This is a genomic window from Halomonas sp. McH1-25, assembly GCF_022348165.1.
In the GTDB taxonomy this organism is placed as follows: Bacteria; Pseudomonadota; Gammaproteobacteria; order Pseudomonadales; family Halomonadaceae; genus Modicisalibacter.
This window is the reverse complement of the sequence record NZ_JAKRFI010000002.1, coordinates 86,315-111,687: the sequence shown is the minus strand read 5'-3', so window position 1 is coordinate 111,687 and position 25,373 is coordinate 86,315. Positions and strand designations below refer to the sequence as shown.

27 protein-coding genes are annotated in these 25,373 nt (G+C 63.6%); 16 read left to right on the top strand and 11 right to left on the bottom strand.

The window, feature by feature from the left end; translation table 11 throughout:
* Positions 1–19 precede the first annotated feature (19 nt).
* Positions 20–757: a tRNA (guanosine(46)-N7)-methyltransferase TrmB gene (trmB, locus tag MHM84_RS06950; protein WP_239264132.1), complete on the top strand. Its 738-nt coding sequence runs from the start codon at positions 20–22 to the stop codon at positions 755–757.
* A 478-nt stretch (positions 758–1,235) separates the two neighbouring features.
* Here trmB and MHM84_RS06945 read toward each other — a convergent pair whose 3' ends face one another.
* Positions 1,236–2,150, bottom strand: a complete 915-nt coding sequence (locus MHM84_RS06945; protein WP_239264130.1) for an AEC family transporter — start codon at positions 2,148–2,150, stop codon at positions 1,236–1,238.
* 110 nt (positions 2,151–2,260) lie between these two features.
* Here MHM84_RS06945 and MHM84_RS06940 point away from each other — a divergent pair, with 110 nt between their 5' ends.
* Together MHM84_RS06940 and MHM84_RS06935 are read left to right on the top strand one after the other, a co-directional pair.
* The gene (locus MHM84_RS06940; protein ID WP_239264128.1) at positions 2,261–2,761 is read left to right on the top strand and encodes a hypothetical protein; all 501 of its coding nucleotides are present in this window, start codon (positions 2,261–2,263) and stop codon (positions 2,759–2,761) included.
* Positions 2,758–3,369, top strand: coding sequence for an SCO family protein (locus MHM84_RS06935; protein WP_239264126.1), 612 nt, complete (start codon positions 2,758–2,760; stop codon positions 3,367–3,369). Before MHM84_RS06940 ends, MHM84_RS06935 begins: the two co-directional genes overlap by 4 nt.
* Before the next feature lie 21 nt (positions 3,370–3,390).
* On the opposite strand, the gene MHM84_RS06930 is transcribed toward MHM84_RS06935, so the two are convergent.
* The 3 genes from MHM84_RS06930 to MHM84_RS06920 all read right to left on the bottom strand — a co-directional run bounded on the left by MHM84_RS06930 (position 3,391) and on the right by MHM84_RS06920 (position 5,730).
* Complete coding sequence (locus tag MHM84_RS06930; protein ID WP_239264124.1) at positions 3,391–4,422, bottom strand: PHB depolymerase family esterase; 1,032 nt, start codon at positions 4,420–4,422, stop codon at positions 3,391–3,393.
* 6 nt (positions 4,423–4,428) lie between these two features.
* Positions 4,429–5,154: an FKBP-type peptidyl-prolyl cis-trans isomerase gene (locus tag MHM84_RS06925; protein ID WP_239264122.1), complete on the bottom strand. Its 726-nt coding sequence runs from the start codon at positions 5,152–5,154 to the stop codon at positions 4,429–4,431.
* A 75-nt stretch (positions 5,155–5,229) separates the two neighbouring features.
* Positions 5,230–5,730, bottom strand: a complete 501-nt coding sequence (locus MHM84_RS06920) for a TIGR02444 family protein (protein ID WP_239264120.1) — start codon at positions 5,728–5,730, stop codon at positions 5,230–5,232.
* A 52-nt stretch (positions 5,731–5,782) separates the two neighbouring features.
* On the opposite strand from MHM84_RS06920, the gene MHM84_RS06915 reads away from it, so the two are divergent.
* Together MHM84_RS06915 and bamE are read left to right on the top strand one after the other, a co-directional pair.
* Positions 5,783–7,699, top strand: a complete 1,917-nt coding sequence (locus tag MHM84_RS06915) for an ATP-binding cassette domain-containing protein (RefSeq protein WP_239264117.1) — start codon at positions 5,783–5,785, stop codon at positions 7,697–7,699.
* 12 nt (positions 7,700–7,711) lie between these two features.
* On the top strand, positions 7,712–7,978 hold the full coding sequence (gene bamE / locus MHM84_RS06910; protein WP_239264114.1) for an outer membrane protein assembly factor BamE: 267 nt from the start codon (positions 7,712–7,714) through the stop codon (positions 7,976–7,978).
* 58 nt (positions 7,979–8,036) lie between these two features.
* Here the strand turns inward: bamE and MHM84_RS06905 are convergent, their stop codons facing one another.
* The 5 genes from MHM84_RS06905 to MHM84_RS06885 form a co-directional block, all read right to left on the bottom strand.
* On the bottom strand, positions 8,037–8,465 hold the full coding sequence (locus tag MHM84_RS06905) for a hypothetical protein (RefSeq protein WP_239264112.1): 429 nt from the start codon (positions 8,463–8,465) through the stop codon (positions 8,037–8,039).
* A gap of 296 nt (positions 8,466–8,761) precedes the next feature.
* A complete protein-coding gene (locus MHM84_RS06900) occupies positions 8,762–9,541 on the bottom strand; it encodes an SDR family oxidoreductase (RefSeq protein WP_239264109.1) in 780 nt (259 codons plus the stop codon).
* 25 nt (positions 9,542–9,566) lie between these two features.
* On the bottom strand, positions 9,567–10,004 hold the full coding sequence (gene dtd, locus MHM84_RS06895; protein WP_239264107.1) for a D-aminoacyl-tRNA deacylase: 438 nt from the start codon (positions 10,002–10,004) through the stop codon (positions 9,567–9,569).
* A gap of 60 nt (positions 10,005–10,064) precedes the next feature.
* Positions 10,065–11,339, bottom strand: coding sequence for a TRAP transporter large permease (locus MHM84_RS06890; RefSeq protein ID WP_239264104.1), 1,275 nt, complete (start codon positions 11,337–11,339; stop codon positions 10,065–10,067).
* A gap of 37 nt (positions 11,340–11,376) precedes the next feature.
* Entirely contained in the window at positions 11,377–11,991 is a 615-nt protein-coding gene (locus MHM84_RS06885) for a TRAP transporter small permease (protein WP_239264102.1), read from the bottom strand.
* A 140-nt stretch (positions 11,992–12,131) separates the two neighbouring features.
* Here MHM84_RS06885 and dctP point away from each other — a divergent pair, with 140 nt between their 5' ends.
* Positions 12,132–13,157, top strand: coding sequence for a TRAP transporter substrate-binding protein DctP (dctP, locus tag MHM84_RS06880; protein ID WP_239264100.1), 1,026 nt, complete (start codon positions 12,132–12,134; stop codon positions 13,155–13,157).
* Positions 13,158–13,256: 99 nt separating this feature from the next.
* On the opposite strand, the gene MHM84_RS06875 is transcribed toward dctP, so the two are convergent.
* Both MHM84_RS06875 and thiD read right to left on the bottom strand, forming a co-directional pair.
* Positions 13,257–14,102, bottom strand: coding sequence for a universal stress protein (locus MHM84_RS06875; protein WP_239265286.1), 846 nt, complete (start codon positions 14,100–14,102; stop codon positions 13,257–13,259).
* A gap of 128 nt (positions 14,103–14,230) precedes the next feature.
* Positions 14,231–15,043, bottom strand: a complete 813-nt coding sequence (gene thiD, locus MHM84_RS06870; RefSeq protein WP_239264098.1) for a bifunctional hydroxymethylpyrimidine kinase/phosphomethylpyrimidine kinase — start codon at positions 15,041–15,043, stop codon at positions 14,231–14,233.
* A gap of 201 nt (positions 15,044–15,244) precedes the next feature.
* On the opposite strand from thiD, the gene MHM84_RS06865 reads away from it, so the two are divergent.
* The 10 genes from MHM84_RS06865 (at position 15,245) to nuoK (ending at position 25,363) form a co-directional block, all read left to right on the top strand.
* Positions 15,245–15,658 (top strand): NADH-quinone oxidoreductase subunit A, encoded by a 414-nt coding sequence (locus MHM84_RS06865; RefSeq protein ID WP_134018052.1) that lies wholly within the window; start codon positions 15,245–15,247, stop codon positions 15,656–15,658.
* 71 nt (positions 15,659–15,729) lie between these two features.
* Positions 15,730–16,410, top strand: a complete 681-nt coding sequence (locus MHM84_RS06860) for an NADH-quinone oxidoreductase subunit B (protein ID WP_239264095.1) — start codon at positions 15,730–15,732, stop codon at positions 16,408–16,410.
* A 37-nt stretch (positions 16,411–16,447) separates the two neighbouring features.
* The gene (gene nuoC, locus MHM84_RS06855) at positions 16,448–18,229 is read left to right on the top strand and encodes an NADH-quinone oxidoreductase subunit C/D (protein WP_253562102.1); all 1,782 of its coding nucleotides are present in this window, start codon (positions 16,448–16,450) and stop codon (positions 18,227–18,229) included.
* A 2-nt stretch (positions 18,230–18,231) separates the two neighbouring features.
* Positions 18,232–18,756, top strand: a complete 525-nt coding sequence (nuoE, locus tag MHM84_RS06850; protein WP_239264093.1) for an NADH-quinone oxidoreductase subunit NuoE — start codon at positions 18,232–18,234, stop codon at positions 18,754–18,756.
* The gene (gene nuoF / locus MHM84_RS06845; protein ID WP_239264090.1) at positions 18,753–20,135 is read left to right on the top strand and encodes an NADH-quinone oxidoreductase subunit NuoF; all 1,383 of its coding nucleotides are present in this window, start codon (positions 18,753–18,755) and stop codon (positions 20,133–20,135) included. The genes nuoE and nuoF overlap by 4 nt, the downstream gene beginning before the upstream one ends.
* 28 nt (positions 20,136–20,163) lie before the next feature.
* On the top strand, positions 20,164–22,953 hold the full coding sequence (nuoG, locus tag MHM84_RS06840) for an NADH-quinone oxidoreductase subunit NuoG (protein WP_239264088.1): 2,790 nt from the start codon (positions 20,164–20,166) through the stop codon (positions 22,951–22,953).
* Positions 22,950–23,930 carry an NADH-quinone oxidoreductase subunit NuoH gene (nuoH, locus tag MHM84_RS06835; protein ID WP_239264086.1) on the top strand — a complete coding sequence of 327 codons (981 nt, stop codon included), beginning with the start codon at positions 22,950–22,952 and terminating at the stop codon, positions 23,928–23,930. The genes nuoG and nuoH overlap by 4 nt, the downstream gene beginning before the upstream one ends.
* Before the next feature lie 26 nt (positions 23,931–23,956).
* Positions 23,957–24,496, top strand: a complete 540-nt coding sequence (nuoI, locus tag MHM84_RS06830; protein ID WP_239264083.1) for an NADH-quinone oxidoreductase subunit NuoI — start codon at positions 23,957–23,959, stop codon at positions 24,494–24,496.
* A gap of 22 nt (positions 24,497–24,518) precedes the next feature.
* Entirely contained in the window at positions 24,519–25,058 is a 540-nt protein-coding gene (nuoJ, locus tag MHM84_RS06825) for an NADH-quinone oxidoreductase subunit J (protein WP_239264081.1), read from the top strand.
* Positions 25,055–25,363, top strand: a complete 309-nt coding sequence (nuoK, locus tag MHM84_RS06820) for an NADH-quinone oxidoreductase subunit NuoK (protein ID WP_239264078.1) — start codon at positions 25,055–25,057, stop codon at positions 25,361–25,363. Before nuoJ ends, nuoK begins: the two co-directional genes overlap by 4 nt.
* The last annotated feature ends 10 nt before the right edge of the window (positions 25,364–25,373 follow it).

Sequence of the window (25,373 nt, the reverse complement as noted above, 5' to 3'; positions counted from 1 at the left end):
AGAGACTCAAGACCGCTGCATGAACAATGACCGTTTGAACGCCGACTCGGGACGAACTGCCCAGTCTACCGTGGCCGAGCCTCCCCGGCGCGGCATCAAGAGCTATGTACTGCGTGCCGGGCGCATGACCGCGGCCCAGCAACGTGGCCTGGATGAGGTCTGGCCGCGGCTGGGCCTGTATGTCGACGATGGTCGGTTGGACCTCGACGCCGTATTCGGTCGCCAGGCGCCTCGCGTGGTGGAGATCGGCTTCGGCATGGGCGCCTCGCTGATCGAGCAGGCCGAGACGCACCCCGACACCGATTTCATCGGTATCGAAGTGCATGCGCCCGGGGTGGGCAAGCTGCTCGACGAGGCCGACAAGCGCGGGCTGACCAATCTGCGCGTCTACCGCGACGATGCCCTGGAGGTGCTGACGCGTTGCCTGCCCGAGGCGAGCCTCGATGGTCTGCAGCTGTTCTTCCCCGACCCTTGGCCGAAGAAGAAGCATCACAAGCGACGTATCGTGCAGCCGGCCTTCGTGGAACTGGTACGCAGCCGCCTCAAGCCCGGCGGTACGTTGCACATGGCCACCGATTGGGAAGCCTATGCCGAGCACATGGCCGAGGTCATGGCCGCGGCGCCGGGTTTCCGCAATACCGCCACCACCGGCCCCTACGTGCCGCGGCCCGACTTCCGTCCGCTGACCAAGTTCGAGCATCGCGGGGCGCGTTTGGGACATGGCGTATGGGATCTGATTTACCGGCGCTGCGAGTGATCTTCACTTGAACAGGCCACTCAGGAGCCGCTCCCCGGAGCGGCTCTTTGTTTATCGGCGACTCGTAGCCTGACAGGATGACAAAAGAAAGCCGCTCCAGGAGGAGCGGCAAAGACCGTGACTAGCTTGATGAGGAGAAACCATTAGCGGGAACCTGACTTCTCGCCGATGGATGTGACGTCTCGCGACATCACAAATAAAAGATAATCATTATCATTACTACCGTCAAGCCGAACCGGCAACTTTCTTACGGACAATGTGATGAGCGAGCGCCAGGCGACATATCCAAAAAAGAAAGCCGCTCCAGGAGGAGCGGCAAAGACCGTGACTAGCTTGATGAGGAGATAACCATGGCAGGGAACGCCGCGCTTTCAGCATCCTCTGCGATGGAAAGTAGCGCCTGGCGAGCGCCACAACTTCAAGGTAAATCATTCTCATTTAATCCGTCAAGGCAAACGAGAATATTTTTTATTCGCCTTTAGCCTGACAGGGACAGCCAGGCCGGCAGGGTCAGCATGGCCAGCAGCGTCTGTCCGGTGATCAGCGCGGCCATCAGTTCGGCATCGCCCCCCAACTGGCGCGCCAGGATATAGGCCGACGTCGCGGTCGGCAGGGCGGCAAACAGCAGCACTACGTCCCGGCTCACGCTATCGAGCCCCAGCAGGATGGCCAGGCTCAGCACCAGGGCCGGCATCAGTGCCAGCTTGATCAGGTTGGCTGCCCAGACGCCGCGGTCGAGACGCAGCAGCGCATGCGGACGCAGGGCGACGCCCACGGCGACCAGCCCCATGGGTAGCGCAGCACGCCCCAGCAGGGCGATGGCCTCACCGCTCCAGCCGGGTAGGCCGATGTCGCTGAGGTTGAGAGCGATGCCCGCCACACAAGCCAGAATCAGCGGGTTGCGTACCAGGGCGGCCAGGCTCTTGCCGAGGCTCGACGGGCCCAGCGTGCCGGCTGCCACGAAGCTCGCCACACAGAGTACATTGACCACCGGCACCATCAGCGCCACTGCTACGGCGGCGACCGTGACGCCTGCCGTGCCATGTAGCGCTGCAGCTCCCGCCACGCCGACATAGGTGTTGAAGCGCAACGCACCCTGGAAGACCGAGGTAAAGGCCGCCGCCTCGAGACCGAGGCGCGCACGCCAGCGCCAGAGCAGGATGGCGAACAACCCCATGCTACCCAGCAGGGCCAGGGCGACGCGAACGACCGGGACCTCGGCGACATTGGCCGTGGCCAGGGTCGAGACCAGCATGGCGGGAAACAGCACGAAGTAGATCAAGCGCTCGAGCGGCGGCCAGAACCCGTCACCGGGAAAGCGACACCCGCCCAGAACGGCACCCAGCAGAATCAATAGAAACAGCGGCCCCAGAGCGCCTTCGACGCCGGTCATTTCGTCTCCTTAGCATGGCGACCCATGCGACATCGTTTCGCAGGGGAAATGGCGACAAACGCTGGTAAGCTTACCCGTTTCCGCCTACCAATGGCTTTTCGAGTATCGCCATGTCCCGTCAAGACGACGATAACGCGCGCTCGCCGCTGCTCAAGCTATTGATCATCGTGACACTGGCCACCATCGTGGTGGCACTCTGGTACTTGGTCGATTATTACGTACGCGGCAGTACCGAAGACATCACCTGGTATCCGCCCCAGGTTCCCTGCGACTTGCACCGCAGCGCCTGCCAGGCCGATCTGGGCGTGCATGCCGATCTGCGCTTGTCGCTGGGCAAGGAGCTGCAGCCGCTGACACCGCTGGAGATCGACGTGCACCTTCACGGCGTCGAAGCCGAACAGGTCGTCGTGGAATTCGTGGGACGCAACATGTACATGGGACTGAACCGCTACGTTCTCGATGACATGGGCGACGGGCACTTTCGCGGGCTGGGGCAGTTCGGTATCTGCAACGAGGACATCATGCCCTGGCGCGCCCAGGTGATGATCGAGACCGCCGACGGACTCAAGGGCAGCTGGTTCGATGTCGACATCCGAAGGAGAGCGTCATGAGCCGGGGATTCGGACGTCGCTGGCCATGGCTGGCGCTGGGCGGCGTGGCGTTGATCGCTGCGCTGGTCCTTGCCTGGGCATTGCAACAGCTGTACCGCGACGCTGATAGGATGCCTCAGGGTGGTCCGATCGAACTGCCTTCTACTGTCGGTGAGTTCTCTCTCGCCCGGCTCGATGACGATCAGTTGGCCGTGGTGTTCTTCGGCTACACGCATTGTCCCGATGTGTGTCCGATGAGCCTGTCGGTGATGCGCCAGGCCCTGGCCCGGCTGGACCCAGAGACACGTCAGCGTGTCGTGCCGCTGCTGATCTCGGTGGATCCGGCACGTGACGATCTGGCGCGTTTACGGCAATACGTGGGCTTTTTCGGACCGCAGTTCATCGGCGCGACGGGCAGTCAGGCGCAATTGAGCGATATCGCCGATCGCTATGGCGTGTTCTGGCGCAAGGTGGAGGCCGGCGACTCGGCCATGGGCTATACCGTGGATCACAGCGCCTCGCTGTTCATCGTCGACAGCGATGGCGAGATTCTCGAACGGGTGATGTACTCGCCGACACCGGGGCTGCTGAGCGAGGCGCTCGGACAGGTGCTGGCCGCTCACCGGTAACAGGCGAAGCGAAATTCGTGGCTAGATACCGGCCAAGTGATCGACCATGGCCTTGATTGCCTGAACCTGGCGGCCCTGGCGAGTGTCGTAAAGCGGATCGCGTTGCCAACTGCTTTCGTCGTAGCCCCACCAGTCCCAGCATGCCTTGGGGTTGGGCAGACTGGGTTTCGCCTGGGGATAAAGCACCACGATACGGTTGGCTGCCGCCCAGGCGTTGAGACCCGACTCGCGGACAAAGGCCTCGCCAATCTGTGCGGCACTCATGTCGCATCCATGTAGCGCCACGGTCAGCGCACAGCTCGCGCCTTCCTCGCACACCTTGGGCACATACACGTAGCCCTGATCGGCCAGCCGGCGCCCATCATAGAAGGGGGACTGGTCGAAGGGCATCAGCATGCCGCGTTCGTCGCCGGTGGGTGGTTGCAGGTCGTCGCCGTAAAGCCATTGCAGCGCCTGTCCGGCACCGTCCATGTCGCAGCCCAGCAGGTAGGGGCTGCCGCCCAGGGCGCAGTCAACTGCCGCTGGCGAAGATGCCACCGGCCAGCCATGAGCGGCCCGGGGAGACTTCACCGTCTTCAGTTGCACGTCGGGGTCGCCCAGCCAGGTGCGGTACTGCTCGGCGAGTAGGCTGCCGAGCTGCGGGTCGAGCGTGCCATCCTGGTCGCCGTGCCAGAGGTAGACTCGTTGCCGGGCAAGCTCATCGGCAGCGCCGACGAGACCGTTATCGGCATAGTCGGCATGGCGTGACTGGAGGGACTCGAGATCGGGTGGACCGAAGCGCGTCTGCATGCATTGCGTTAACGCCTGCGACAATATGCCTTGAGCGCACCCCCAAGGGCCGGCGGCGAACACCGCCAGCCCCGAGAAACGTGCCGGCCAGGCAACCGCCAGCTGCGTCGCCATGTAACCGCCCGACGAGACGCCCATTGCGCTGATGGCGTCGCGCTCGATGTTCATCACCGGCAATGCGGCCGCCGGGCTCGTCGCAGACTCGGCCAGGGACGCGGCTGGCATGGCCAGCATCAGGACCGCGCTCAGGGCCGACGCGTTCACGCCAGATTAGCCTTGGTCGCTGGTGGCGTCGTCGCTATCGCCACCGGCCGGCTCGACACCCAGCAACTCGACCTTGAAGGACAGCGTTTCGTTGGGGCCGATCGGGCCACCGGTGCCAGCCTGACCGTAGGCCAGGTCGGACGGCAGGTAAATCATCCAGGTATCGCCGACGCTCATCATCTGCAGGGCTTCCTGCCAGCCTTCGATCACCTGATCGACCCGGAACTCGACCGGCTCGCCGCGCTCGTAAGAGCTGTCGAAGACTGTTCCGTCGAGCAGCTTGCCCTCGTAGTGGACCTTGACGTTATCCTGAGGCCCGGGCGTCGCGCCGTCGCCGGATTCCAGCTCCTTGTACTGCAGGCCGGAATCGGTGACCTTGACGCCTTCCTTCTCGGCGTTCTCGGCCAGGAACTTTTCGCCTTCGGCCTTGTTGGTTTCGGCGGCCTGCTTGGCCTTGGCCTGCTGCTCGGCCATTTTCTGCTGCTGGAACTGGGTGAGGGCCTGGGCCATCTCTTCCTGGCTCATTTGCAGCTCATCATCGGCGTAGACGTCTTCCAGAGCCTGGGTGAAGGCGTCGATGTCGAGGTTCTCGACATCCTGGGAGAGGCTCTGACCAAGCGTGACACCGATGCTGTAGCTGAGCTTTTCCTGATCACTCTCGGGAGCCGCCAGGACGAACGGTGCGGCGCTCATTGCTGCAGTGAATGCAGCGGCGGTCAGTAGGGTTTTCATAAGGCTCCTCTGGAATCGATATGCCTGCGGTTGCACTGTTGTAGGGCCTGTCTACCGGCCCGAAACCCTAGGACTCTAACAGGACGTCGAGGGTTCCGCACTCGCGGCATCGATCAGCCGGGTCAGGGCCGGCTCGGCGCTGGAAGGCAGGGCGGGAATCAGGTGACGCAATTGAGCGTCCAGCGTATCGCCGGGCTGTATACGGCAGACGCCGCGTCCCGGCTCGGCGAGACGGGCCAGGCGAGCCAGCGCTTCACGTTCTGCCAGCAACTCGGCCCGCTTGATCGTCTCACGTAGCTGCGCCACGTTCTCGTCATGCAGCGCAATGGGCTTGAGCGCACGGCGCTGGGCTCGCAGCGGGTAGGTATAGTGAGACTGCCAGTCGCGTACCTCGGCCAGGTGCGTTGCGATATCCTCCGCTGGGTGCAGGCCGCGCTGAAACAGCCAGCAAGCCCATAGCAGCTCGCAGACGTCAGCACCGGCCTCGTCCTGCAGCGTCAGGCAGGCTTGCGCTACGCCGGTACGCCCATACAGGGACAGCGCGTAAGCCCATAATTGGGTAGAATCGTCACTCATTTTTTACGCGGCCTTCGTCGCCGTTCCCTCATCGCTTTATTTCGGAGTCGGCATGATCGCACTGCGCCAACTGGCCCTGCAACGCGGCACCCAGCTCCTCTTCGAAGAGGCCGAGCTGACCCTGCATCACGGCCACAAGGCCGGTATCGTCGGTCCCAACGGGGCCGGCAAGTCGAGCCTGTTCAAGCTGCTGCTCGGCGAACTGGTCCCCGACCAGGGCCAGATCGAGTTGTCCGGCGGCCAACGCATCGCTCACATGGCCCAGGAGATAGAGGCACTGGATCGCTCGATCCTCGATTACGTCCTGGATGGTGATGTCGAGTTGCGGCGTACCGAGCGCGAGTTGGATGAGGCGCAGCAGCGCAATGACGCTCACCGCGAGGCCGAACTGCACGGCGAGCTGGAGGCATTGGATGGCTACAGCGCGCCAGCACGGGCCGCCCAGCTGCTGGTCGGTCTGGGCTTCACCCAGCCCCAGCTCGAGCAGCCATTGTCGGCGTTTTCGGGGGGCTGGCGCATGCGTGTCAATCTGGCGCGTACGCTATTCATGCCATCCGATCTGATGCTGCTCGACGAGCCCACCAACCATCTGGATCTCGACGCCCTGCTGTGGCTCGAACAGTGGCTCGTGCGCTATCCCGGTACGTTGCTGCTGATATCCCACGATCGCGATTTCCTGGATGCCGTCTGCGATCACATCGTGCATTTCGACCGGCGGCGTCTGGTGCTTTATCGCGGCAATTATTCGACCTATGAGCGCACCCGGGCCGAAAAGCTCGCCCAGCAGCAGGCCGAGGCCACCAAGCAGCAGGCGCGCCGCGAGGAGATAGAGCGCTTCGTGGCACGCTTCAGGGCCAAGGCCACCAAGGCGCGCCAGGCCCAGAGTCGTCTCAAGATGCTCGAACGCATGGAGACCATTGCCGTCGCCCATGTCGATTCGCCATTTCACTTCACGCTGCCGTCCTCCGACAAGACGTCGCATCCGCTGCTGGTCCTCGACCAGGCGGCCCTGGGCTACGCCACGCCGCTGCTGGACGACGTCAAGCTGACCCTCCTGCCCGGCCAGCGCATCGGGCTGCTGGGGCCCAACGGGGCGGGCAAGTCGACGCTGATCAAGTCGTTGACCGGCGAATTGCCGTTGCTCGCCGGCAAGCGGGTGGCCGGTGAGCACTTGGCGATCGGTTACTTTGCCCAGCATCAGCTCGAAGGGCTCGATCTGACGGCCACCCCTTTTCTCCACGTGCAGCGCTTGTCGCCGAAGGCCAGCGAGCAGGAGATCCGTAACTTCCTGGGTGGGTTCGGCTTCAAGGGCGACGATGCCTTCGGCGAGGTCGGGTGCTTCTCGGGCGGCGAAAAGGCACGCCTGGCGCTGGCCTTGGTTGCCTGGCAGAAACCCAACCTGCTGCTGCTCGACGAGCCCACCAACCATCTCGATCTGGAAATGCGCGAGGCACTGACCGAAGCCTTGGCCGGCTTCGAAGGCACGGTCATCATCGTCTCCCACGACCGTCACCTGCTGCGCGCCACGGTCGACGAGTTCTGGCGGGTGGCCGATGGCACGGTCGCGCCGTTCGATGGCGACCTGGAGGACTACCGTGCCTGGCTCAAGGCACGCCTGGAGAGCGAACGCCGTGAGGCGCGCACGGACAAGACTGACGAAAACGTGCCGGTTGTGGATCGCAAGGCAGCCCGCCGCGCGGCAGCCGAGCTACGCGACAAGCTGCGCCCGCTCAAACGCGAGCGCGACAAGGCTGAGCGCGATATGACCCAGGTGAGCAACGAGCTGGCCGTGGTAGAGGAACGACTGGGCGATGCCGAGTTGTATACCCAGGCGTCGCGCAAGGACGAGTTGACGACATTGCTGGCCCGTCAGGGTGAGCTCAAGACTAGACTGGCAGCCCTCGAGCAGAGCTGGCTCGAAGCCGAAGAGGCGCTGGAGCAGCTCGAGGCCGAGCTTACCGCCGAGTGACGAGGACGAGCGATGAGGCAAAACGTATGGGCGGCGACGATCGTGGCCGCGGCACTCGGACTGGCCGGTTGTGAAGACGCTCGCCTGACGCTGGACAACTACCAGCAGCTCCAGGCGGGCATGAGCCGGGCCCAGGTCGAGGCGATTCTCGGCGAACCCAGTGAATGCTCCGGCGCGGTCATGATCGACAACTGCCTGTGGGGCGACGAATCACGCTTCGTCCAGGCACAGTTCGTCGCCGGCAAGGCCATGACCTATCAGTATCAAGGACTGAAGTAGATAAGCAACAGGCTGCCGGATCGGCAGCCTGTCTCATGGCAAGGCATGACTGGCCGGATCAGTGCCGGTGGCGCATGAAGGGCGCTGGGCGTGCCCGCAGGGCGATACCGGTGTCGCGCAACACGTTGCCGCAATCCTGGAATAGCCGGAGCATATAAGTCGACATGCGGGTGAAAGCATCTCCGGTGGGAAACGACTTGTCGCCATGCTTCATGAAGTAATTCAAGGTGGCCAACAAATCGAGTTCGTCACGCGAGACGCAGGGCGATTTGGGGCCGAGCAGCTCGAATTCGCCTCGACTGTCCAGGGCATTCTTGATCAGCTGGACGAAAGGAGAGCTGTCGTCCGGATGGATGCCGATCCGCTCCAGAAGGGGATCCACATCGGCCAGCTGGGAATCCGCTTGCTTGATGGCCCTGAGGGCGCGTAACAGTTCCTGCTCGGATTTCGAGCATTGTGCCTTGAGAAATAGAACATTGCCTTTCATCGCTAATGCCTTCCCATGATCGGTGGTGTGGCGCCGCAGTGCAGCATCCGGTAGCCAGTACCTCCGATGCCGTTCAACGTGCTATGCAAGTGAACTTGTTTCAATATCTATGCGACTAGTAAACAAGATTAACCATGGTTGAATTATGGCGTTTCACTAGGGGGATTCCCACCTTCTTCTCCATGAAGATTGCCTATGGAGGCGATTGCCAATCGCGATGTTGGGGTGACTTGGCTGACAGGCGATGCAGCGCAAGGCTGCCGACGGCAGCCTTGGCCTTGGGAAAGGGACGACGCTTATTCGGCGTAGATCATCTTGCGCGTCATACCTCCATCGATGACGAACTCCTGGCCGGTGATGAAGCCGGCCTCATCGCCGGCCAGGAAGGCCACCGCGGCGGCAATGTCCTCGGGCTCGCCGATGCGGCCGACGGGATGCTGGTCGCGATCGATGGCTCGATGCTCAGGTGAGCTGCGCTGGTCACTCTTCTGCCAGGGTCCGGTCTCGATCCAGCCGGGGCAGATGGCATTGACGCGCACCTCGGGTCCCAGGCTGATCGCCAGGGCGTGGGTCATGGCTAGCAGGCCACCCTTGGCGGCCGCGTAGGCTTCACAGTGTGGCTCCGATTGCAGGGCGCGGGTCGAGGCCATGTTGATGATACTGCCGCGGCGGGTACGCAGGTCGGGAATCGCCGCTCGGGTGCATAGGAAAGCTCCGGTCAGGTGGCTGTCCTGCCAGCGCCGCCAGTCGGCCAGCGCCAGCTGCTCCAGCGGCCCGGTCTCGGGATCGGCGATGCCGGCGTTGTTGACCAGCAGGTCGAGGCCGGGCGGCTGGTTGGCTGCCCCCTGCCAATCGCGCAGGCGGGCGAAGGCCGCATCCACCTCGGTCTCGTGGCCATTGTCGGCCATCAACGGCAGCAGCGGCGACGAGGGGTGAGCGGCATCCAGCTCTGTCAGGGCATCGCCGTCGCGATCCAGGGCGGCGACGCGCCAGCCGCGCGCCAGCAGGTACTCGACGATGCCGCGCCCGATTCCCTGGGCGCCGCCGGTAATCAAGGCGAGTCTTGAGTTGGCCATGGGTAGGCGTCTCCGGATTGGCGTTTCAGGTTTCCAGCAGGAACGTGACGGGGCCGTCGTTGAGCAGGCTCACCTGCATATCGGCGCCGAACTCGCCGCTGGCGACGTGGGGCCAGGCATGACGTGCCTGGGACAACAGGTAGCCGAACAGGCGCTCGCCGTCGGCAGGGGGTGCGGCGCTGGAAAAGCTCGGGCGCAGCCCCTTGCGGGTATCGGCCGCCAGGGTGAATTGCGAGACCAGCAGCAGCCCGCCCCCGATCTGCTGTAAATCGAGATTCATCTTGCCAGCGTCGTCACCGAATACACGATAGTGCAATAGCTTGTGCAGCAGCTTGTCGGCGTGTGTCTCGTCGTCGCCTTTCTCCACGCCGATCAGGGCCAACAAGCCCTGATCGATAGCGCCCACCGTATGCCCGCCGACATCCACCCGGGCGTGACTGACACGCTGTATCAGTGCTCTCATTGCTGCTCCAATAAAAAACCCTCGTCCGTAGACGAGGGTAGCATGGCTAAGCGGTTCCGCTCAGTTGGCCAAATTGGGCAGGAACAGCGAGATCTGGGGGAACACGATGACCAGTGCCGTCGCCAACAGCAACAGGGCGATGAACGGTGGGGTGCCCTTGATGATGTCCAGATAGGGTTTTCGGAACACCGCCACCGCCGTGAAGATGTCACAGCCGAAGGGTGGCGTGGCCGATCCGATCGCCGCTTGCAGCGTGACCAGCACGCCGACATGCACCGGGTCGAGGCCGGCGGTCTCGATCGCCGGGGCGAATACCGGCGACAGGATCAGGATGACCACGATCGGATCCACGAACATGCAACCGACGAAGAAAGCGATGGCGATGACGATGAGTAGCGCCAGCGGATTCTCGGAGAGAAACGGAATATAGCCGCCGAGAACGGCATCGGGAATCTTGGCGAACGAGATGATCCACGAGAAAGCGGCGCCGGCGGCAACCAGGATGAACACCACGGCAGTGATCAGGCCGGTACTGAAAGCGACCTTGGGCAGATCGCTGAACGAGACGCCGCGGTAAATGACCATCTCCAGCAGCAGGGCATAGAGCACCGACACGGTAGCCGCCTCGGTGGGCGAGAACATGCCCGAATAGATACCGCCGATGATGATGACCGGAAAACCGGCCGGCAGGCTGGCGCGCTTGATGGCATGCCATCGCTCGGCCCAGTTCTTGCGCGGCAATGGCTCGATGCCCAGCTTGTGGGACTTCCAGATGCAGTACACCGAGAACAGTACCAGGATCAGCAGGCCCGGCAGAATGCCGGCGATGAACAGGTCGCCCACCGAAGTACCGGTAGCCACGCCGTAGATGATCATGCCGATCGAAGGCGGGATCAGCAGCGCGATGTCCGAGGCGTTGATGATCAGGGCGATGGTGAACTTGTCGCTATAGCCGGCATCCAGCAGGCGCGGGCGCAGCGGACGTCCCATGGCGACCACGGTGGCCTGGGTCGAACCTGACACGGCGCCGAACATGGTGCAGCCCATCGCGGTGGTTACGGGTAGCCCACCCTTCCAGTGACCGACGAAGCTCTCGATGACATCCAGCATACGCTGGGCGGTGCTGCCCTTGAGCATGATGTCCGCCGCCAGGATGAACATCGGCACGGCGGTCAGCACTACCGGCTGCAGCCCGCCGATCATCTGCTGGATGGCCAGTTCGGGTTTGAGAAAGCTGAAGCCGCTCAGCAGGATGGCGAAGGCGCCGGCAAGCAGCGGAACCAGCATCGGCAGCCCCAGCAACAGCAGGCCGACCATCATTAGCACAATCCACATGGGCGAGAATCCTCGTGTTCTTGTTGGTTCCCTGGTGTTACAGGCTGGTTTCGCTGAGGTCGCCGCTTTCGGCATCGATCTCTGGCGTTTTCCACGACATCCAGGCACCGCGGCTCAGCAGGTTGCGCATGATCGCCATAAAAAACTGCACGGCGCCGAGGCCCAGTCCGATGGGCACGATGGAATAGAGCACATCCAGAGGCCAGCGCAGCGATGGGGTAACGCGCCCGGAGTCGGCCAGGCTGCCGACATACTTGAAGGCCAGCCAGGCCAGCCAGCCGAGCAACGCACAGGTAACGATCTGCCCCGCGACCAGCAGCCACTTGCGCAAGGTCTCGCCGGCCATGTCGAGCAGGGCGGTCACCCGGATGTGACGGCCGACCCGGGCGCCGTAACTGATCCCCAGGAAGGTCAGCCAGATCTGCAGGATCTGCATGATCTCTTCGGTAAAGGGCAGGCTGTAGTTGAAGAGGTTGCGGCCGATCACGTTGGAGAAACTGGCGACGGCCATGCCGATGACGCAACCGGCAATCAACCAACGCTCCACGATGGCCATCAGGCTATCCGCTTTGTCTAGTCCTCGAGCGACACTCAATAATCCCCGCGGTAAATGGCTCAGTGACTGCTCTCGTTCTTCTTCGGGTGTGGCCATGAGCGATCCTTGTTCTAAAGAATGAAAGTGCGGCCTGCGCTATTTGACTATTATCATAATGATAAATAATGGAGCTTTGGCAAAGCCTCTACCAATCTGTTATGTATGTATCACACCACCTCGGAAAAGGGATAACAACCATGTTCAAGAAAGCTGGCCTGATTGCCGCCATTGCTGCTGCTGGAGCCATGTCTACTAGCGTAGCTCAAGCGGAAACTTGGCGTTTTGCGCTTGAAGAAGTGGATGGCAGCGTACAGGACGCCTACGCGGAAGAATTCAAAAAGCGTATCGAGGAAAAATCCAACGGTGACATAACGGTCGAAATCTACCCCTACGGGACGCTGGGTACCTCTTCGCAGCTGACCGAACTCGTGCAGCAGGACGCCATTCAGCTCGCCTTTGCATCGCCCGGCCACTTGGCCTCGGTGATTCCCGAAACCGGCGTGTTCACCCTGCATTTCCTGTTCTCGGACGACAACGAGATCAACGAGCAGGTGCTGGGCAACTCCGAGGCCATCGGCATGCTCGAAGAGGCCTATAACGAGCAGAACCTCGAACTGCTGGGCGTCATCCCCGAAGGCTGGATGGTGTGGACGGCCGACCGCCAGATCCAGACGCCTGAGGACATGGAAGGCTTCAAGATCCGCACCATGACCTCACCGATCCTGGTCGAGTCCTATCGTGCCTATGGTGCCAACCCGACGCCAATGCCTTACTCCGAAGTCTATTCGGGGCTGCAGCTCGAGCAGATCGACGGGCAGGTGAACCCGATCTTCGCCATCGAGGAAATGAGCTTCTACGAAGTCCAGGATTACATGATCCAGGCCAAGCAGGCGCAGTTCATCACCACGCTGGTAGCGGCCCAGGACTTCTACAACAATCTGCCCGAAGACCAGCAGCAGATGATCGATGAAGTCACCGACAACATGCGCAGCTATATCTTCGAGAAGCAGGCCCAGTTCAATGAAGAGCGCCTGAACACCATCGAGGAAAACAGCGACATTCAGGTTTCCACGCTGACCGACGAACAGCGCGATGCGTTCCGTGAAAAGAGCATGCCGGTACGCGATACGTTCATCGAGCAGGCGGGTGAGCGGGGCAAGCAGATCCTCGAAACCCTGCAACAGGATATCGAGGCGGCCGAACAGGAGAAGAGCGGTAGCTAAGCGGACCGCCTTTCCCGGCATGATGCAAAAGACCCGGCGAATGCCGGGTCTTTTCGATCGTACCGAGGCGGGATCAGAGCGGAACTCGAAGCCTCGCCGCTACCAGGCGCGACACACCATCATATCGCAGTGCGGTTCGGCGAGCAGGCGCTCGGTCAGATGACTGTCGCGTCCCAGCCGCATCTGGCTGCTGAGCGCCAGTAGATCGGGTGGCTGACGACGTAAGCGGTTGAGCAGCGCCTCGCCGGGTTCGCCCTGCTCCAGTTCCAGTTCCAGCTCGGGTACGTCGCCGAGTTCGTTCATCATCTGGTCGATCTCGCCCTCGAGTTGCTGGCGGAGCCGCTCCACCTCGCGATCGCGCCACTGCGCATAGCCGCTATTGGAGCCGAACTCCTCCTCACCCGGGATATGCCAGGTATGCAACAGGGTCAGGCGGGCATCGGGAAAACGCATCAGGGTCTGGCGCAGGGTATGCCGACAGGCCAATGAGAAGTCCACCGGCACCAGTATGTCCTGCCACTCCTGGCTGGCGGCGTGGCTGATCAGATAGACCGGGCAGGGCGCGCCACGCATGACCCGGGCCAGCGTGGTGCCGCCCACCAGCTCCGGCTGCCCCCGCTTGCGATGCGCACCCAGTACGATGGCGCTGGCCTGGCGTTCATGGGCCTCGCGAATTATCTCTACGTAGGGCGACCCGGCCACGGTCTGGATCAGGGTCGGTGGCGCTGGCAGGGCATAGTCCTCGCGCAGCTCGGTCATCAGCCGCTCCATTTCCTCGATGACCGCCGTCTCGAGATCGCGCAGCGCCTGGCGAGGCAAGTGTGGGTCGAGAACGTGCAGGACATCCAGCTGAGCACCGTTATCCACGGCCAGGCGGATGGCACGGGCAAACGCTGCCCGGTTCTCGGCGGACAGGTCGCAGGCAAACAGCAATGTCTGTGGCATGACGCTTCCCCCCGGTCGTTGACGGTCGATCATGTCCGAGTCACGCACCGGCACGCCATGGCGGCCGGCTACCGTAGCATCAGCATGGCCAGCCACCGAAGGTCCTGCAAGTGGAACGGCTCGGCAGATTACCACCAGGCATGGAAGTGATGTACCGGCCCCCGGCCCTTGCCGACATCGAGACGCTCGCTTTCGTGCAGTGCCTGGCTCAGCCATACCTTGGCGCGCTGCACGGCACTGACCAGCGCATCGTCGTGGGCCAGGCAGACAGCGATCGCCGAGGAGAGCGAACAGCCCGTGCCATGCAGGTTCTCGGTAGGGATGCGCTCCGCTTCCAGCCAGCTGCTGCCCTCGGCGGACGCCAGCAGGTCGGGGCAGCGCTCACCCTGAAGATGGCCGCCTTTCAGCAATACGTTTGGCGCGCCCAGGGCCAGCAGGCCCGGTACCATGGCTTCCATGGCATCGGCGTCCGAGGCACGGGGGCGGTCGAGCAACACGGCGGCTTCCGGCAGGTTGGGGGTGATCACGTCGGCCAGCGGGACCAGCACATCACGAACTGCACGAATGCCGGCATCGTCGACCAGTACATCCCCGCTCTTGGCAACCATCACCGGGTCGAGCACGACCCAGCGCGGGCGTTGCCGGCTCAGTGCATCGCGGATCGTTTCCGCGACTTCCAGGCTGGCCACCATGCCGATCTTTACGGCATCGATGCGCACGTCGTCGAGCAGCGTCTCCAGCTGAGCGGCAATGAAATCGGCAGGCACCGGGTGCACTCCCGTCACGCCTTGCGTGTTCTGCGCAGTCAACGCCGTAATCACGCTGGTGGCGTAGGCGCCGAGCGCCGAGAATGTCTTGAGGTCGGCCTGGATGCCGGCACCGCCCGAGGGGTCGGAGCCGGCAATGGTCAGCACGTTGGGGATGCGGGAAGGTGTGGTCATCGCGGTGATCTTGTGGCCTGCAGAAATCCTATAGCCTAGATGATTTCGATGTATCACGGCCACGTTACCGACCTCTGACAAATCTCTAATGATCTCCTACGCTTAATCCAGACGAATGAAAACAGGGCGGTTCGACGAAGTCGCCTGTGCCGCGAGACGGCTGGCTGCGGCCTTTTCGAGCGTAGCCTGATGAGGAGGAGTATGGAGCAGAACGCCGCAGCGCTGATTGCCCAATACTGGGCCGTCGGGCTTTTCGTGGTCGCCGTGATCGGCCTGTGCGCCTTCATGATTGGCGCTGCCAGCCTGCTGGGCGGCCGCAGTCGCGGTCGTAGCAAGTCCCTGCCATTCGAGTCCGGCATCATCGGCACCGGCAGTGCGCGTCAACGCTTCTCCATCAAGTTCTATCTGGTCGCGATGCTCTTCGTGATCTTCGATATCGAGGCCGTGTTCCTGTTCGCCTGGGCCGTTTCCGTGCGCGAGGTCGGCTGGGCCGGCTTCTGGGGCGCGGCGGTATTCATCGTCATCCTGCTGGCCGGGCTGGTCTACGACAGCCGGGTCGGGGCGCTGGACTGGGCGCCGACGGCGCGTCGCAAGCGTCAGGATGGCGAGGCTTGAGATCGTGACCGGACCCGCTCGAATCCGCGTTTACTTCGACTGTTTTATCGCTTTGTCATGGGAGGAGTCGCATGGCGTATACCCTGACGCGTGCCGATGACGCGCTGGCGGCGGACAACGCCCGCTATCCGCTGGGCGAACGCCAGCGTGTGGAGGACCCGCTCGACCAGCAGGTCCATCGCAGTGTGTTCACCGGCAAGCTCGAGGAAGTGCTCCACTCGGCAGTCAACTGGGGGCGCAAGAATTCCCTGTGGCCCTATAACTTCGGCCTGTCGTGCTGCTACGTGGAGATGACCACGGCGTTCACTGCACCCCACGACATTGCCCGCTTCGGCTCCGAGGTCATTCGCGCCTCGCCCCGCCAGGCGGACTTCATGGTCATCGCCGGCACCTGCTTCATCAAGATGGCGCCGGTCATTCAGCAGCTCTACGACCAGATGCTGGAGCCCAAGTGGGTCATCTCGATGGGCTCGTGCGCCAATTCCGGCGGCATGTACGACATTTATTCCGTGGTGCAGGGCGTCGACAAGTTCCTGCCGGTGGATGTCTACGTGCCGGGATGTCCGCCGCGCCCCGAAGCGTTCCTGCAGGGGCTACAGTTATTACAGGACTCCATCCAGGAGGAGCGGCGTCCGCTGTCCTGGGTGGTCGGCGATCAGGGCGTCTACCGTGCCGAGATGCCATCGCAGCGCGAGAAGTGGCGCGACCAGCGCATTCAGACCACCGAGCTGCGTACCCCCGACAGCATCTGAAGCATCGTTGGATTGAGCAGGGAGAGCTGCACGAGACATGAGCGTCGCCACACCCCATGATACGACCGCGAACGACGCGCAGGCCGATCCGGTCGTCGTTGCCCTGATGCAGCGCTTCGGCGAGCGGGCCTTCGTCGAGCAGGCCACCCTGATCGGCATGCCGGTGCTGTGGGTCGCGCGTGACAGCCTGATCGACGTGCTGCGCTTTCTGCGTGAAATGCCCGAGCCGTTCGAGATGCTGTTCGATCTCTCGGCCACCGACGAGCGCCTGCGCGGCAATCGTCAGGGCCTGCCGGATTCGGATTTCACGGTGTTCTACCAGCTGCTGTCGGTTTCGCGGAATCGCGACATCATGCTCAAGGTGGCGCTCGCCGAGAGCGACCTGGAAATCCCCAGCAGCGTCTCGCTCTACCCCAACGCCAATTGGTACGAGCGCGAGGTGTGGGACATGTTCGGCGTGACGTTTCATGGTCACCCGCACCTCACCCGGATATTGATGCCGCCGACCTGGATGGGGCATCCGCTGCGCAAGGATCACGCCGCGCGAGCCACCGAGTTCGACCCATACACGCTGACCGTGGAGGGCCAGGACAAGGAGCAGCAGGCGCTGAAGTTCGATCCCGAGGCATGGGGCATGCGCCGCGGCGGTGAGAACAGCGAATTCATGTTCCTCAACCTCGGCCCCAATCACCCTTCGGCCCACGGCGCCTTCCGCATCGTATTGCAGCTCGAGGGCGAGGAGATCATCGACTGCGTGCCCGACATCGGCTACCACCATCGCGGTGCCGAGAAGATGGGCGAGCGTCAGTCGTGGCACAGCTACATTCCCTACACCGACCGGGTCGACTATACCGGCGGGGTGATGAACAACCTGCCCTACATCCTGGCGGTGGAAAAGCTCGCCGGGATCACCGTCACCGACCGGGCGCGCACCATTCGCGTGATGATGGCCGAGCTGTTCCGCATCAGCAGCCACCTGCTGTTCCTCGGTACCTACCTGCAGGACCTGGGTGCCATGTCGCCGGTGTTCTATGCCTTTACCGACCGCCAGAAGTCCTATGAGGTCATCGAGGCGATCACCGGCTTTCGCATGCACCCGGCGTGGTTCCGTATCGGCGGTGTGGCCCAGGACCTGCCCAAGGGGTGGGATCGCTTGATGCAGGGCTTCGTCGACTGGATGCCCAAGCGCTTGAAGGAGTACGAGCGGGCAATGATGGAGAACGCCATCGTCCGCGAGCGCACCCGCAACGTGGCGGCCTACTCCACTGCCGAGGCGCTGGAGTGGGGCGTCACCGGGCCCAACCTGCGTGCCACCGGTTGCAACTATGACCTGCGCAAGACGCGTCCCTACTCGGGCTACGAGAATTTCGACTTCGAGGTGCCGTTGGGCGGCAACGGTGACGCCTTCGACCGTGGTCAGGTTCGCATCGAGGAGATGCGCCAGAGCCTGCGCATCATCCAGCAGTGCATCGACCACATGCCGGCCGGCGACTACAAGGCCGACCACCCGCTGACCACGCCCCCGCCGCGCGACAAGATGCTGCAGCACATCGAGACCCTGATCACGCACTTCCTGCAGGTGTCGTGGGGGCCGGTGCTCAAGCCCAACGAGTCGCAGCAGATGATCGAGGCCACCAAGGGCATCAACAGCTATTACCTGACCAGTGACGGCAACACCATGAGCTATCGCACGCGCATCCGTACGCCGAGTTTCCCGCATCTGCAGCAGATTCCCGCGGTGATGCGCGGCGGCTTCGTGCCGGACCTGATCGCGCATCTGGGCAGTATCGACTTCGTCATGGCCGACGTGGACCGCTGAACATGAATTCGACCGCCGCTACCCGCAACGACGCAACCATCGCCACCGACGGCGATGCCTTCGCTCTGCATGACGACGACCGTCATGCCATCGAGCACGAACTGGCGCATTACGAACAGCCCCAGGCGGCCTGCATCGAGGCGCTGAAGATCGTCCAGCGTCGCCACGGCTGGGTGCCCGACGGGGCGATTCCGGCGATCGCCGGGGTGCTGGGCGTAGGCGCGGCCGACGTCGAGGGAGTCGCCACTTTCTATAGCCTGATCTTCCGCCAGCCGGTAGGGCGCCACGTGATCCTGGTCTGCGACAGCAGCTCGTGCTTTCTCACCGACTACGAGGCGCTGTATGACGCCCTGGCTGAGGCGCTCGGCATCCAGTTCGGCCAGACCACGCCCGACGGGCGCTTCACCTTATTGCCGGTCTGCTGCCTGGGGGCCTGCGATCGCGGCCCGGCGCTGATGATCGACGACGACACCTATGGCCCCGTCGATCCCGGCGACGTGGCCGAGCTGCTGGAGGCCTACGCATGACGACAAGTCGACCTGCGCTTCGCTCCTCGTTGCGTTATCGCTGCCAGCTACGCCAACCGGCCGCCGAACGACGTGCCGAGACGCACCCGCTGACCTGGCGGCTGCACGATGACAACAGTCCGGTCGGGTATGACGAGTATCTCGACAAGGACGGCTACGCCGCCGTGCGCGAGGTGCTCGGCAGGCAGTCGCCCGACGAGGTGATCGGTCAGGTCAAGGAAGCCAACGTGCGTGGTCGCGGCGGTGCCGGCTTCTCGGCGGGCATGAAGTGGAGCCTGACCATGAAGGGCGAGGGCATTCCGCGCGGCTATCTGGTCTGCAACGCCGACGAGATGGAGCCGGGCACCTTCAAGGATCGTCTGCTGCTCGAACAGCAGCCGCATCTGCTCATCGAAGGCATGATCCTCGGCGGTTATGCCAACAACTCGCGCTACGGCTATATCTTCCTGCGTGGCGAATACGTCGAGGCGGCCCGTGCCTTGACCCAGGCGCTGGAAGAGGCGCGTGCCGCCGGCTGGCTGGGCAACGATATCGCCGGCAGCGGCTTCGATTTCGATATCGCCCTGCATACCGGTGCCGGACGCTACATCTGCGGCGAGGAGACGGCGCTGATCAGCTCGCTGGAAGGCAGCCGCGCCAACCCGCGTGCCAAGCCGCCGTTCCCCGGCCAGTCGGGGGCCTGGGGCAAGCCCACCGTGGTCAACAACGTCGAGACGCTATGCAACGTTCCGGCGATTCTGCGCCATGGCGTCGAGTGGTACCAAGGGCTATCCGGCGGACGCAGCGACGACGGCGGCACCAAGCTCTACGGCGTCTCCGGACGGGTCAACGATCCCGGCCTCTGGGAGCTGCCGATCGGCACCACCGGTCAGGAGCTGCTCGATCTGGCCGGCGGCATGCGCGACGGCAAGGCGCTGAAGACCTGGCTGCCGGGTGGTGGCAGTACCGGTTTTCTGCTGCCGGAACACCTCGAGCTGCCGCTCGACTTCGACACCGTCGGTCAATACGGCAGTCGCATGGGCACCGGGCTTTTGACCGTGGTCACCGAGGAGCAGAGCGTGGTGTCGCTGCTGCGCAATCTGGAACAGTTCTTCTCACGCGAGTCGTGCGGCTGGTGCACGCCGTGCCGCGACGGCCTGCCGTGGGTGGTCAAGATCCTGCAGTCGATCGAGCGCGGCGAGGGCGAACAGGGCGACATCGAGCTGCTCGAGGATCTCGCCGTCAAGCTGGGGCCGGGCAAGACGTTCTGCGCTCACGCGCCTGGCGCGGCGATGCCGTTGCAATCGGGGCTCAAGCATTTCCGGGACGAGTTCGAGCGCGGCATCTCGCATCGACCGCGGGCCGCCCACGAGGATCCGATACCGGTGGGGGAAGTATGACGCTGGCAGGTGCAGGGGAGAGGCATTGATGGCGACGATTCATGTGGATGGCAAGGCCTACGAGGTCGACGGCTCGGACAATCTGCTCCAGGCCTGCCTGTCGCTGGGGCTCGACATTCCCTATTTCTGCTGGCACCCGGCGATGGGCAGCATAGGCGCCTGCCGCCAGTGCGCGGTCAAGCAGTACAAGGATGCCGACGACACCAAGGGCATGCTGGTGATGTCGTGCATGGCGCCGGCCAAGGACGACACGATCATTTCCATCGACGACGACGAGGCCCGCGACTTCCGCGAGAGCGTCATCGAATGGCTGATGATCAACCATCCCCATGATTGCCCGGTGTGCGAGGAAGGCGGCCACTGCCATCTGCAGGACATGACCGTGATGACCGGGCATGACCGGCGCCGCTATCGCTTTCGCAAGCGTACCCACCGCAACCAGTATCTCGGCCCGTTCATCGCCCACGAGATGAACCGCTGCATTACCTGTTATCGTTGCGTGCGCTTCTACCGCGACTATGCCGGCGGTGGCGACCTCGGCGCCTTCGGCGCTCACGACAACATCTATTTCGGACGCCATCAGGAAGGCGTGCTGGAGAGCGAGTTCGCCGGCAACCTGACCGAGGTGTGCCCCACCGGGGTATTCACCGACCGGACCCACTCGGAGCGCTACACGCGCAAGTGGGATCTGCAGTTCGCCCCCAGCATCTGTCATCAATGCGCGGTGGGCTGCAATATCAGCCCCGGTGAGCGCTACGGCGATATTCGACGCATCGAGAACCGTTATCATGGCGAGGTCAATCGCTACTTTCTGTGCGATCGGGGACGCTTCGGTTACGGTTATGTCAATCGCAGCGATCGGCCGCGGCGTCCCGAATGGCGTGACGAGAGTGGCCACGAGCCGGTCATGCTCGAGGTGGATGCGGCCCTTGAACGCGCCGCCGACCAGCTGCGTACCGCCCAGCGTGTGATCGGTATCGGTTCGCCACGCGCCAGCCTGGAAAGTAACCACCAATTGCGCGAGCTGGTTGGCGCAGACAACTTCTCGACCGGCATCGTCGCTGGCGAATTGGCCTGCCTGAACGCCATGAACCGTCTCAATCGCGAGACCGGCGTGGCCACGCCGACCCTGCGCGAGGTGGAGGCGCACGATGCGGTACTGATACTCGGCGAAGATCTGATCCAGAGCGCCGCCCGCTTGGGCCTGGCGGTGCGCCAGGCGGTACTGGGACGCCGCGATACGCTCGCCGAGCAGCGCGGCATTCCCGGCTGGAATGCCGAGGCGGTCAAGACGCTGGGCCAGGATACGTTCCATCCGCTGTTCAGCGCCTACCCCACGGCGACCGGGCTCGACGCCATCGGCGAGACGACCTGGCGGCTGGCGCCGGACGACATCGCCCGCCTGGGTTTCGCCGTCGCGCATGCGCTCGACGACACGGCGCCGCCCGTCGAGGGGCTCGACCCGGCCATGCGCGACGAGGCTGGGCGCATCGCCGAATCGCTCTTGGCGGCCCAGCGGCCGTTGATCGTCAGTGGCGGCTCGCTGGGCTCGCAGGCCATCATCGAGGCTGCTGGCAGCGTGGCCCGGGCACTGTCCCGGCGGGCCAAGCAGGCCGGCCTGACGCTGGTGCGCCGCGAGGCCAACAGCACCGGCGTTTCGCTGCTCGGCGGCGAGTCGCTGGAGTGGGCGCTGCACGCGCTCGAGACAGAGCAAGCCGATGCGGTCATCATCCTCGAAAACGATCTCTACCAGCGCTTGCCGCGAGGACATGTCGATGCCGCCCTGGACGCGGTCGATACCGTCATCGTACTCGATCATCAGCGCACCAGGACCTGGGAACATGCCCATCTGGGCTTGCCGGCGGCGACCTTCGCCGAGGGCGACGGCACATTGGTCAGTCTCGAAGGCCGTGCGCAGCGCTTCTTCCAGGTGTTCGATCCGCGCTATATCCGCCCCGAGACGCGCATCCACGAAAGCTGGCGCTGGTTGCACGTGCTCAAGGCGGGGCTCGAACAAAGAAGCGGCGTGGACGTCACCCTCGACGCGGTGACCCGGGCATGTGCCGAGCGACATCCTGCGTTGGCCGGCATCGTCGATGCCGCACCACATGCCGACTACCGGGTCGAGGGGCTGAAGCTGGCCCGCGAGCCGCACCGTTATAGCGGGCGCACGGCGATGCGCGCCAATCTGGACGTCAGCGAGCCCCGCGCACCGCAGGATCCCGACTCACCGTTCAACTTTTCCATGGAGGGTTATAACGGCTTTCATCGGCCGCGTCGGGAGGTGGCCTTCGCCTGGGCGCCGGGCTGGAATTCGCCGCAGGCCTGGAACAAGTTCATGGATGAGGTCGGCGGCCATCTGCGCGCCGGTGATCCCGGCGTGCGCCTGCTGGAGCCGCAGCCCGGCGATTACGCTTACGCCGAGGGCATACCTTCCGCGTTTGCGCGCCGCGACGAGGCTTGGCAGGTCGTCGTGCTGCCGCGTCTGTTCGGTGGCGAAGAGACGTCGCTGCGGGCCGCCCCGATAGACGAGCGCGCTGCACCGCCGACCCTCACCCTGGCCGCCGAGGACGCTCAGCGCCTGGGGCTTGGCGAGGGCGAAGCGGTGCTACTCGAGACCCAGGCGGGACGCGTGGTGCTGCCGTTGCACTCGTCCGAAGGCTTCCCGGCCGGCCTGGTCGGCCTGCCTGCGGGCGTCTCGGCGGATGTGGTTTCGGGCGCATGGGGCCGGTTGCATGCCGCAGGCGCAGATGACGTCGGCAATGCGTCCGATGCCGGCAAGCCATCCCGTATCGACCGTGAGGAGGATCGCCCATGAGCTGGTGGACACCGACGCTCGAGGCGTCGCTCATCGCCATGCTGCAGGCGTTGGTCATCCTGCTCGGGGCGGTGCTGCTGGGCGCGGCGATGACGGTGGTCGAGCGCCGTCTGCTCGGCCTGTGGCAGGATCGCTACGGCCCCAACCGCGTCGGTCCGTTCGGCTCGCTGCAATTGGTCGCCGACATGCTCAAGATCTTCTTCAAGGAAGACTGGATCCCGCCGTTCGCCGACCGCACGCTGTTCGTGCTCGCCCCGGCCATCGCCATGGCCTCGCTGCTGCTGTCGTTCATGATCATCCCCATCACTCCCGGCTGGGGCGTAGCGGATCTGCACATCGGCCTGCTGTTCTTCCTCGCCATGGCCGGCATCAATGTCTATGCCGTGCTGTTCGGCGGCTGGTCGAGCGGCAACAAGTATGCGCTGATCGGCGCCATGCGCGCCTCGGCGCAAACGCTGTCCTACGAGGTGTTCATGGGGTTGGCGCTGATGGGCGTGGTGGCCATGGCCGGCACGTTCAACATGCGCGAGATCGTCAATGCCCAGGAAGGCCTTTGGTATGTCATCCCGCAGTTCTTCGGCTTCTGCACCTTTCTGATCGCCGGCGTTGCCGTGACTCACCGAGCGCCCTTCGACCAGCCCGAGGCCGAACAGGAACTGGCCGACGGCTACCACGTCGAGTACTCGAGCATGAAGTTCGGCATGTTCTTCATTGGCGAGTACGTCGGCATGGTGCTGGTCTCGGCACTGATCGTCACGCTGTTCTTCGGTGGCTGGCATGGGCCGCTGCTGCCGCCCATCGTGTGGTTTGCACTCAAGACGGGATTCTTCCTGGTGCTGTTCGTCCTGCTTCGCGCTGCGCTGCCCAGGCCGCGCTACGACCGGGTGATGAGCTTCGGCTGGAAGGTCTGTCTGCCGCTGACGCTGATCAACCTGCTGGTGACGGGGGCAGTGATTCTTCTCGCCTCCCCGCAATGACACGTTCGAACGTAAGGAGTCACGGTATGTTCATGTGGCTGATCAAGGGCACCTGGTCGCAGCTGCGTACGCTGGGCATGGTCTTCATGCACAGCTTCCGCAAGCGAGAGACCCACAACTATCCCGACGAGCCGGTGCCGCTGCCACCGCGCTATCGCGGGCGCATCGTGCTGACCCGCGACCCCGATGGCGAGGAGCGCTGTGTGGCCTGCAACCTCTGCGCCGTCGCCTGTCCGGTGGCGTGTATCTCGCTGCAGAAAGGCGAAAAGGAGGACGGCCGCTGGTATCCCGAATTCTTCCGCATCAATTTCTCGCGTTGCATCTTCTGCGGCATGTGCGAGGAGGCTTGTCCGACCTCGGCGATTCAACTGACGCCTGACTTCGAGATGAGCGAGTACCGTCGCCAGGAGCTGGTCTACGAGAAGGAGGACCTATTGATCAACGGACCCGGCAAGGATCACGACTACCACTTCTACAAGGTGGCCGGGCTGGCGATCGCCGGCAAGGACAAGGGCAAGGCGCAGAACGAGGAAGCGCCCATCGACGTCAAGACTCTGCTTCCCTAGTGCCTAGATTAAGGAAAAAGACATGGAAGTAGCTTTCTACCTCAGTGGCTTGGTCGCGGTGCTGGCAACCTTGGGGGTAATCACCAATCCTAACCCGGTGCGCGCCCTGCTGTATTTGATCGTCTCGTTGATCGGCGTGGCGATGGTGTTCTTCTCCTTGGGCGCGCCGTTCGCCGGGGCGCTGGAAATCATCGTCTATGCCGGGGCGATCATGGTGCTGTTCGTGTTCGTGGTGATGATGCTCAACCTCGGCGAGGCGGTGGTGGCCCAGGAAAAGGCCTGGATGAGCCCCGGCACTTGGCGGGGGCCGGCGGTACTGGCTGCACTGCTGCTGGCGACGCTGATCGTCACGCTGTGGCGGGGCGACATCGGTATGGTGATTGCCGGCGAGACGCTGACCGCCAAGGCGGTGGGGACGACGCTGTTCGGTCCCTGGCTGCTGATCGTCGAGCTGGGCGCCATGCTGCTGCTGGCGGCGCTGGTGACGGCATCCCACGTGGGGCGGTTGTCGTCCACGCCGCAGGCGTCAGGGCGCGATTCGAGCGGAAAGGAGGGGGCATGAGCGGCATTCCGATGGAGCACGGCCTGATTCTGGCGTCGGTCCTCTTCGCGCTGGGACTGGTAGGGCTGATGGTCCGACGCAACATGGTGTTCGTGCTGATGAGTCTGGAAATCATGCTCAATGCAGCGGGACTGGCCTTCATCGTCGCCGGCACGGCCTGGGGGCAACCCGAAGGCCAGGCGATGTTTCTGCTGGTAATCACCCTGGCGGCGGCCGAAGCCAGTGTGGGGCTGGCGCTACTGATCCAGTTGTACCATCGCTTCAAGACGCTGGATATCGATGCCGCCAGCCGGATGCAAGGATGATGGAGCTGCC

Bases quoted from the DNA above. Each gene is read 5' to 3' on its own strand.
- trmB (WP_239264132.1), top strand. From the start codon at position 20: ATGAACAATGACCGTTTGAACGCCGACTCGGGACGAACTGCCCAGTCT.
- MHM84_RS06945 (WP_239264130.1), bottom strand. From the start codon at position 2,150: ATGACCGGCGTCGAAGGCGCTCTGGGGCCGCTGTTTCTATTGATTCTG.
- MHM84_RS06940 (WP_239264128.1), top strand. From the start codon at position 2,261: ATGTCCCGTCAAGACGACGATAACGCGCGCTCGCCGCTGCTCAAGCTA.
- MHM84_RS06935 (WP_239264126.1), top strand. From the start codon at position 2,758: ATGAGCCGGGGATTCGGACGTCGCTGGCCATGGCTGGCGCTGGGCGGC.
- MHM84_RS06925 (WP_239264122.1), bottom strand. From the start codon at position 5,154: ATGAAAACCCTACTGACCGCCGCTGCATTCACTGCAGCAATGAGCGCC.
- MHM84_RS06920 (WP_239264120.1), bottom strand. From the start codon at position 5,730: ATGAGTGACGATTCTACCCAATTATGGGCTTACGCGCTGTCCCTGTAT.
- MHM84_RS06915 (WP_239264117.1), top strand. From the start codon at position 5,783: ATGATCGCACTGCGCCAACTGGCCCTGCAACGCGGCACCCAGCTCCTC.
- bamE (WP_239264114.1), top strand. From the start codon at position 7,712: ATGAGGCAAAACGTATGGGCGGCGACGATCGTGGCCGCGGCACTCGGA.
- MHM84_RS06905 (WP_239264112.1), bottom strand. From the start codon at position 8,465: ATGAAAGGCAATGTTCTATTTCTCAAGGCACAATGCTCGAAATCCGAG.
- MHM84_RS06900 (WP_239264109.1), bottom strand. From the start codon at position 9,541: ATGGCCAACTCAAGACTCGCCTTGATTACCGGCGGCGCCCAGGGAATC.
- dtd (WP_239264107.1), bottom strand. From the start codon at position 10,004: ATGAGAGCACTGATACAGCGTGTCAGTCACGCCCGGGTGGATGTCGGC.
- MHM84_RS06890 (WP_239264104.1), bottom strand. From the start codon at position 11,339: ATGTGGATTGTGCTAATGATGGTCGGCCTGCTGTTGCTGGGGCTGCCG.
- MHM84_RS06885 (WP_239264102.1), bottom strand. From the start codon at position 11,991: ATGGCCACACCCGAAGAAGAACGAGAGCAGTCACTGAGCCATTTACCG.
- dctP (WP_239264100.1), top strand. From the start codon at position 12,132: ATGTTCAAGAAAGCTGGCCTGATTGCCGCCATTGCTGCTGCTGGAGCC.
- MHM84_RS06875 (WP_239265286.1), bottom strand. From the start codon at position 14,102: ATGCCACAGACATTGCTGTTTGCCTGCGACCTGTCCGCCGAGAACCGG.
- thiD (WP_239264098.1), bottom strand. From the start codon at position 15,043: ATGACCACACCTTCCCGCATCCCCAACGTGCTGACCATTGCCGGCTCC.
- MHM84_RS06865 (WP_134018052.1), top strand. From the start codon at position 15,245: ATGGAGCAGAACGCCGCAGCGCTGATTGCCCAATACTGGGCCGTCGGG.
- MHM84_RS06860 (WP_239264095.1), top strand. From the start codon at position 15,730: ATGGCGTATACCCTGACGCGTGCCGATGACGCGCTGGCGGCGGACAAC.
- nuoC (WP_253562102.1), top strand. From the start codon at position 16,448: ATGAGCGTCGCCACACCCCATGATACGACCGCGAACGACGCGCAGGCC.
- nuoE (WP_239264093.1), top strand. From the start codon at position 18,232: ATGAATTCGACCGCCGCTACCCGCAACGACGCAACCATCGCCACCGAC.
- nuoF (WP_239264090.1), top strand. From the start codon at position 18,753: ATGACGACAAGTCGACCTGCGCTTCGCTCCTCGTTGCGTTATCGCTGC.
- nuoG (WP_239264088.1), top strand. From the start codon at position 20,164: ATGGCGACGATTCATGTGGATGGCAAGGCCTACGAGGTCGACGGCTCG.
- nuoH (WP_239264086.1), top strand. From the start codon at position 22,950: ATGAGCTGGTGGACACCGACGCTCGAGGCGTCGCTCATCGCCATGCTG.
- nuoI (WP_239264083.1), top strand. From the start codon at position 23,957: ATGTTCATGTGGCTGATCAAGGGCACCTGGTCGCAGCTGCGTACGCTG.
- nuoJ (WP_239264081.1), top strand. From the start codon at position 24,519: ATGGAAGTAGCTTTCTACCTCAGTGGCTTGGTCGCGGTGCTGGCAACC.
- nuoK (WP_239264078.1), top strand. From the start codon at position 25,055: ATGAGCGGCATTCCGATGGAGCACGGCCTGATTCTGGCGTCGGTCCTC.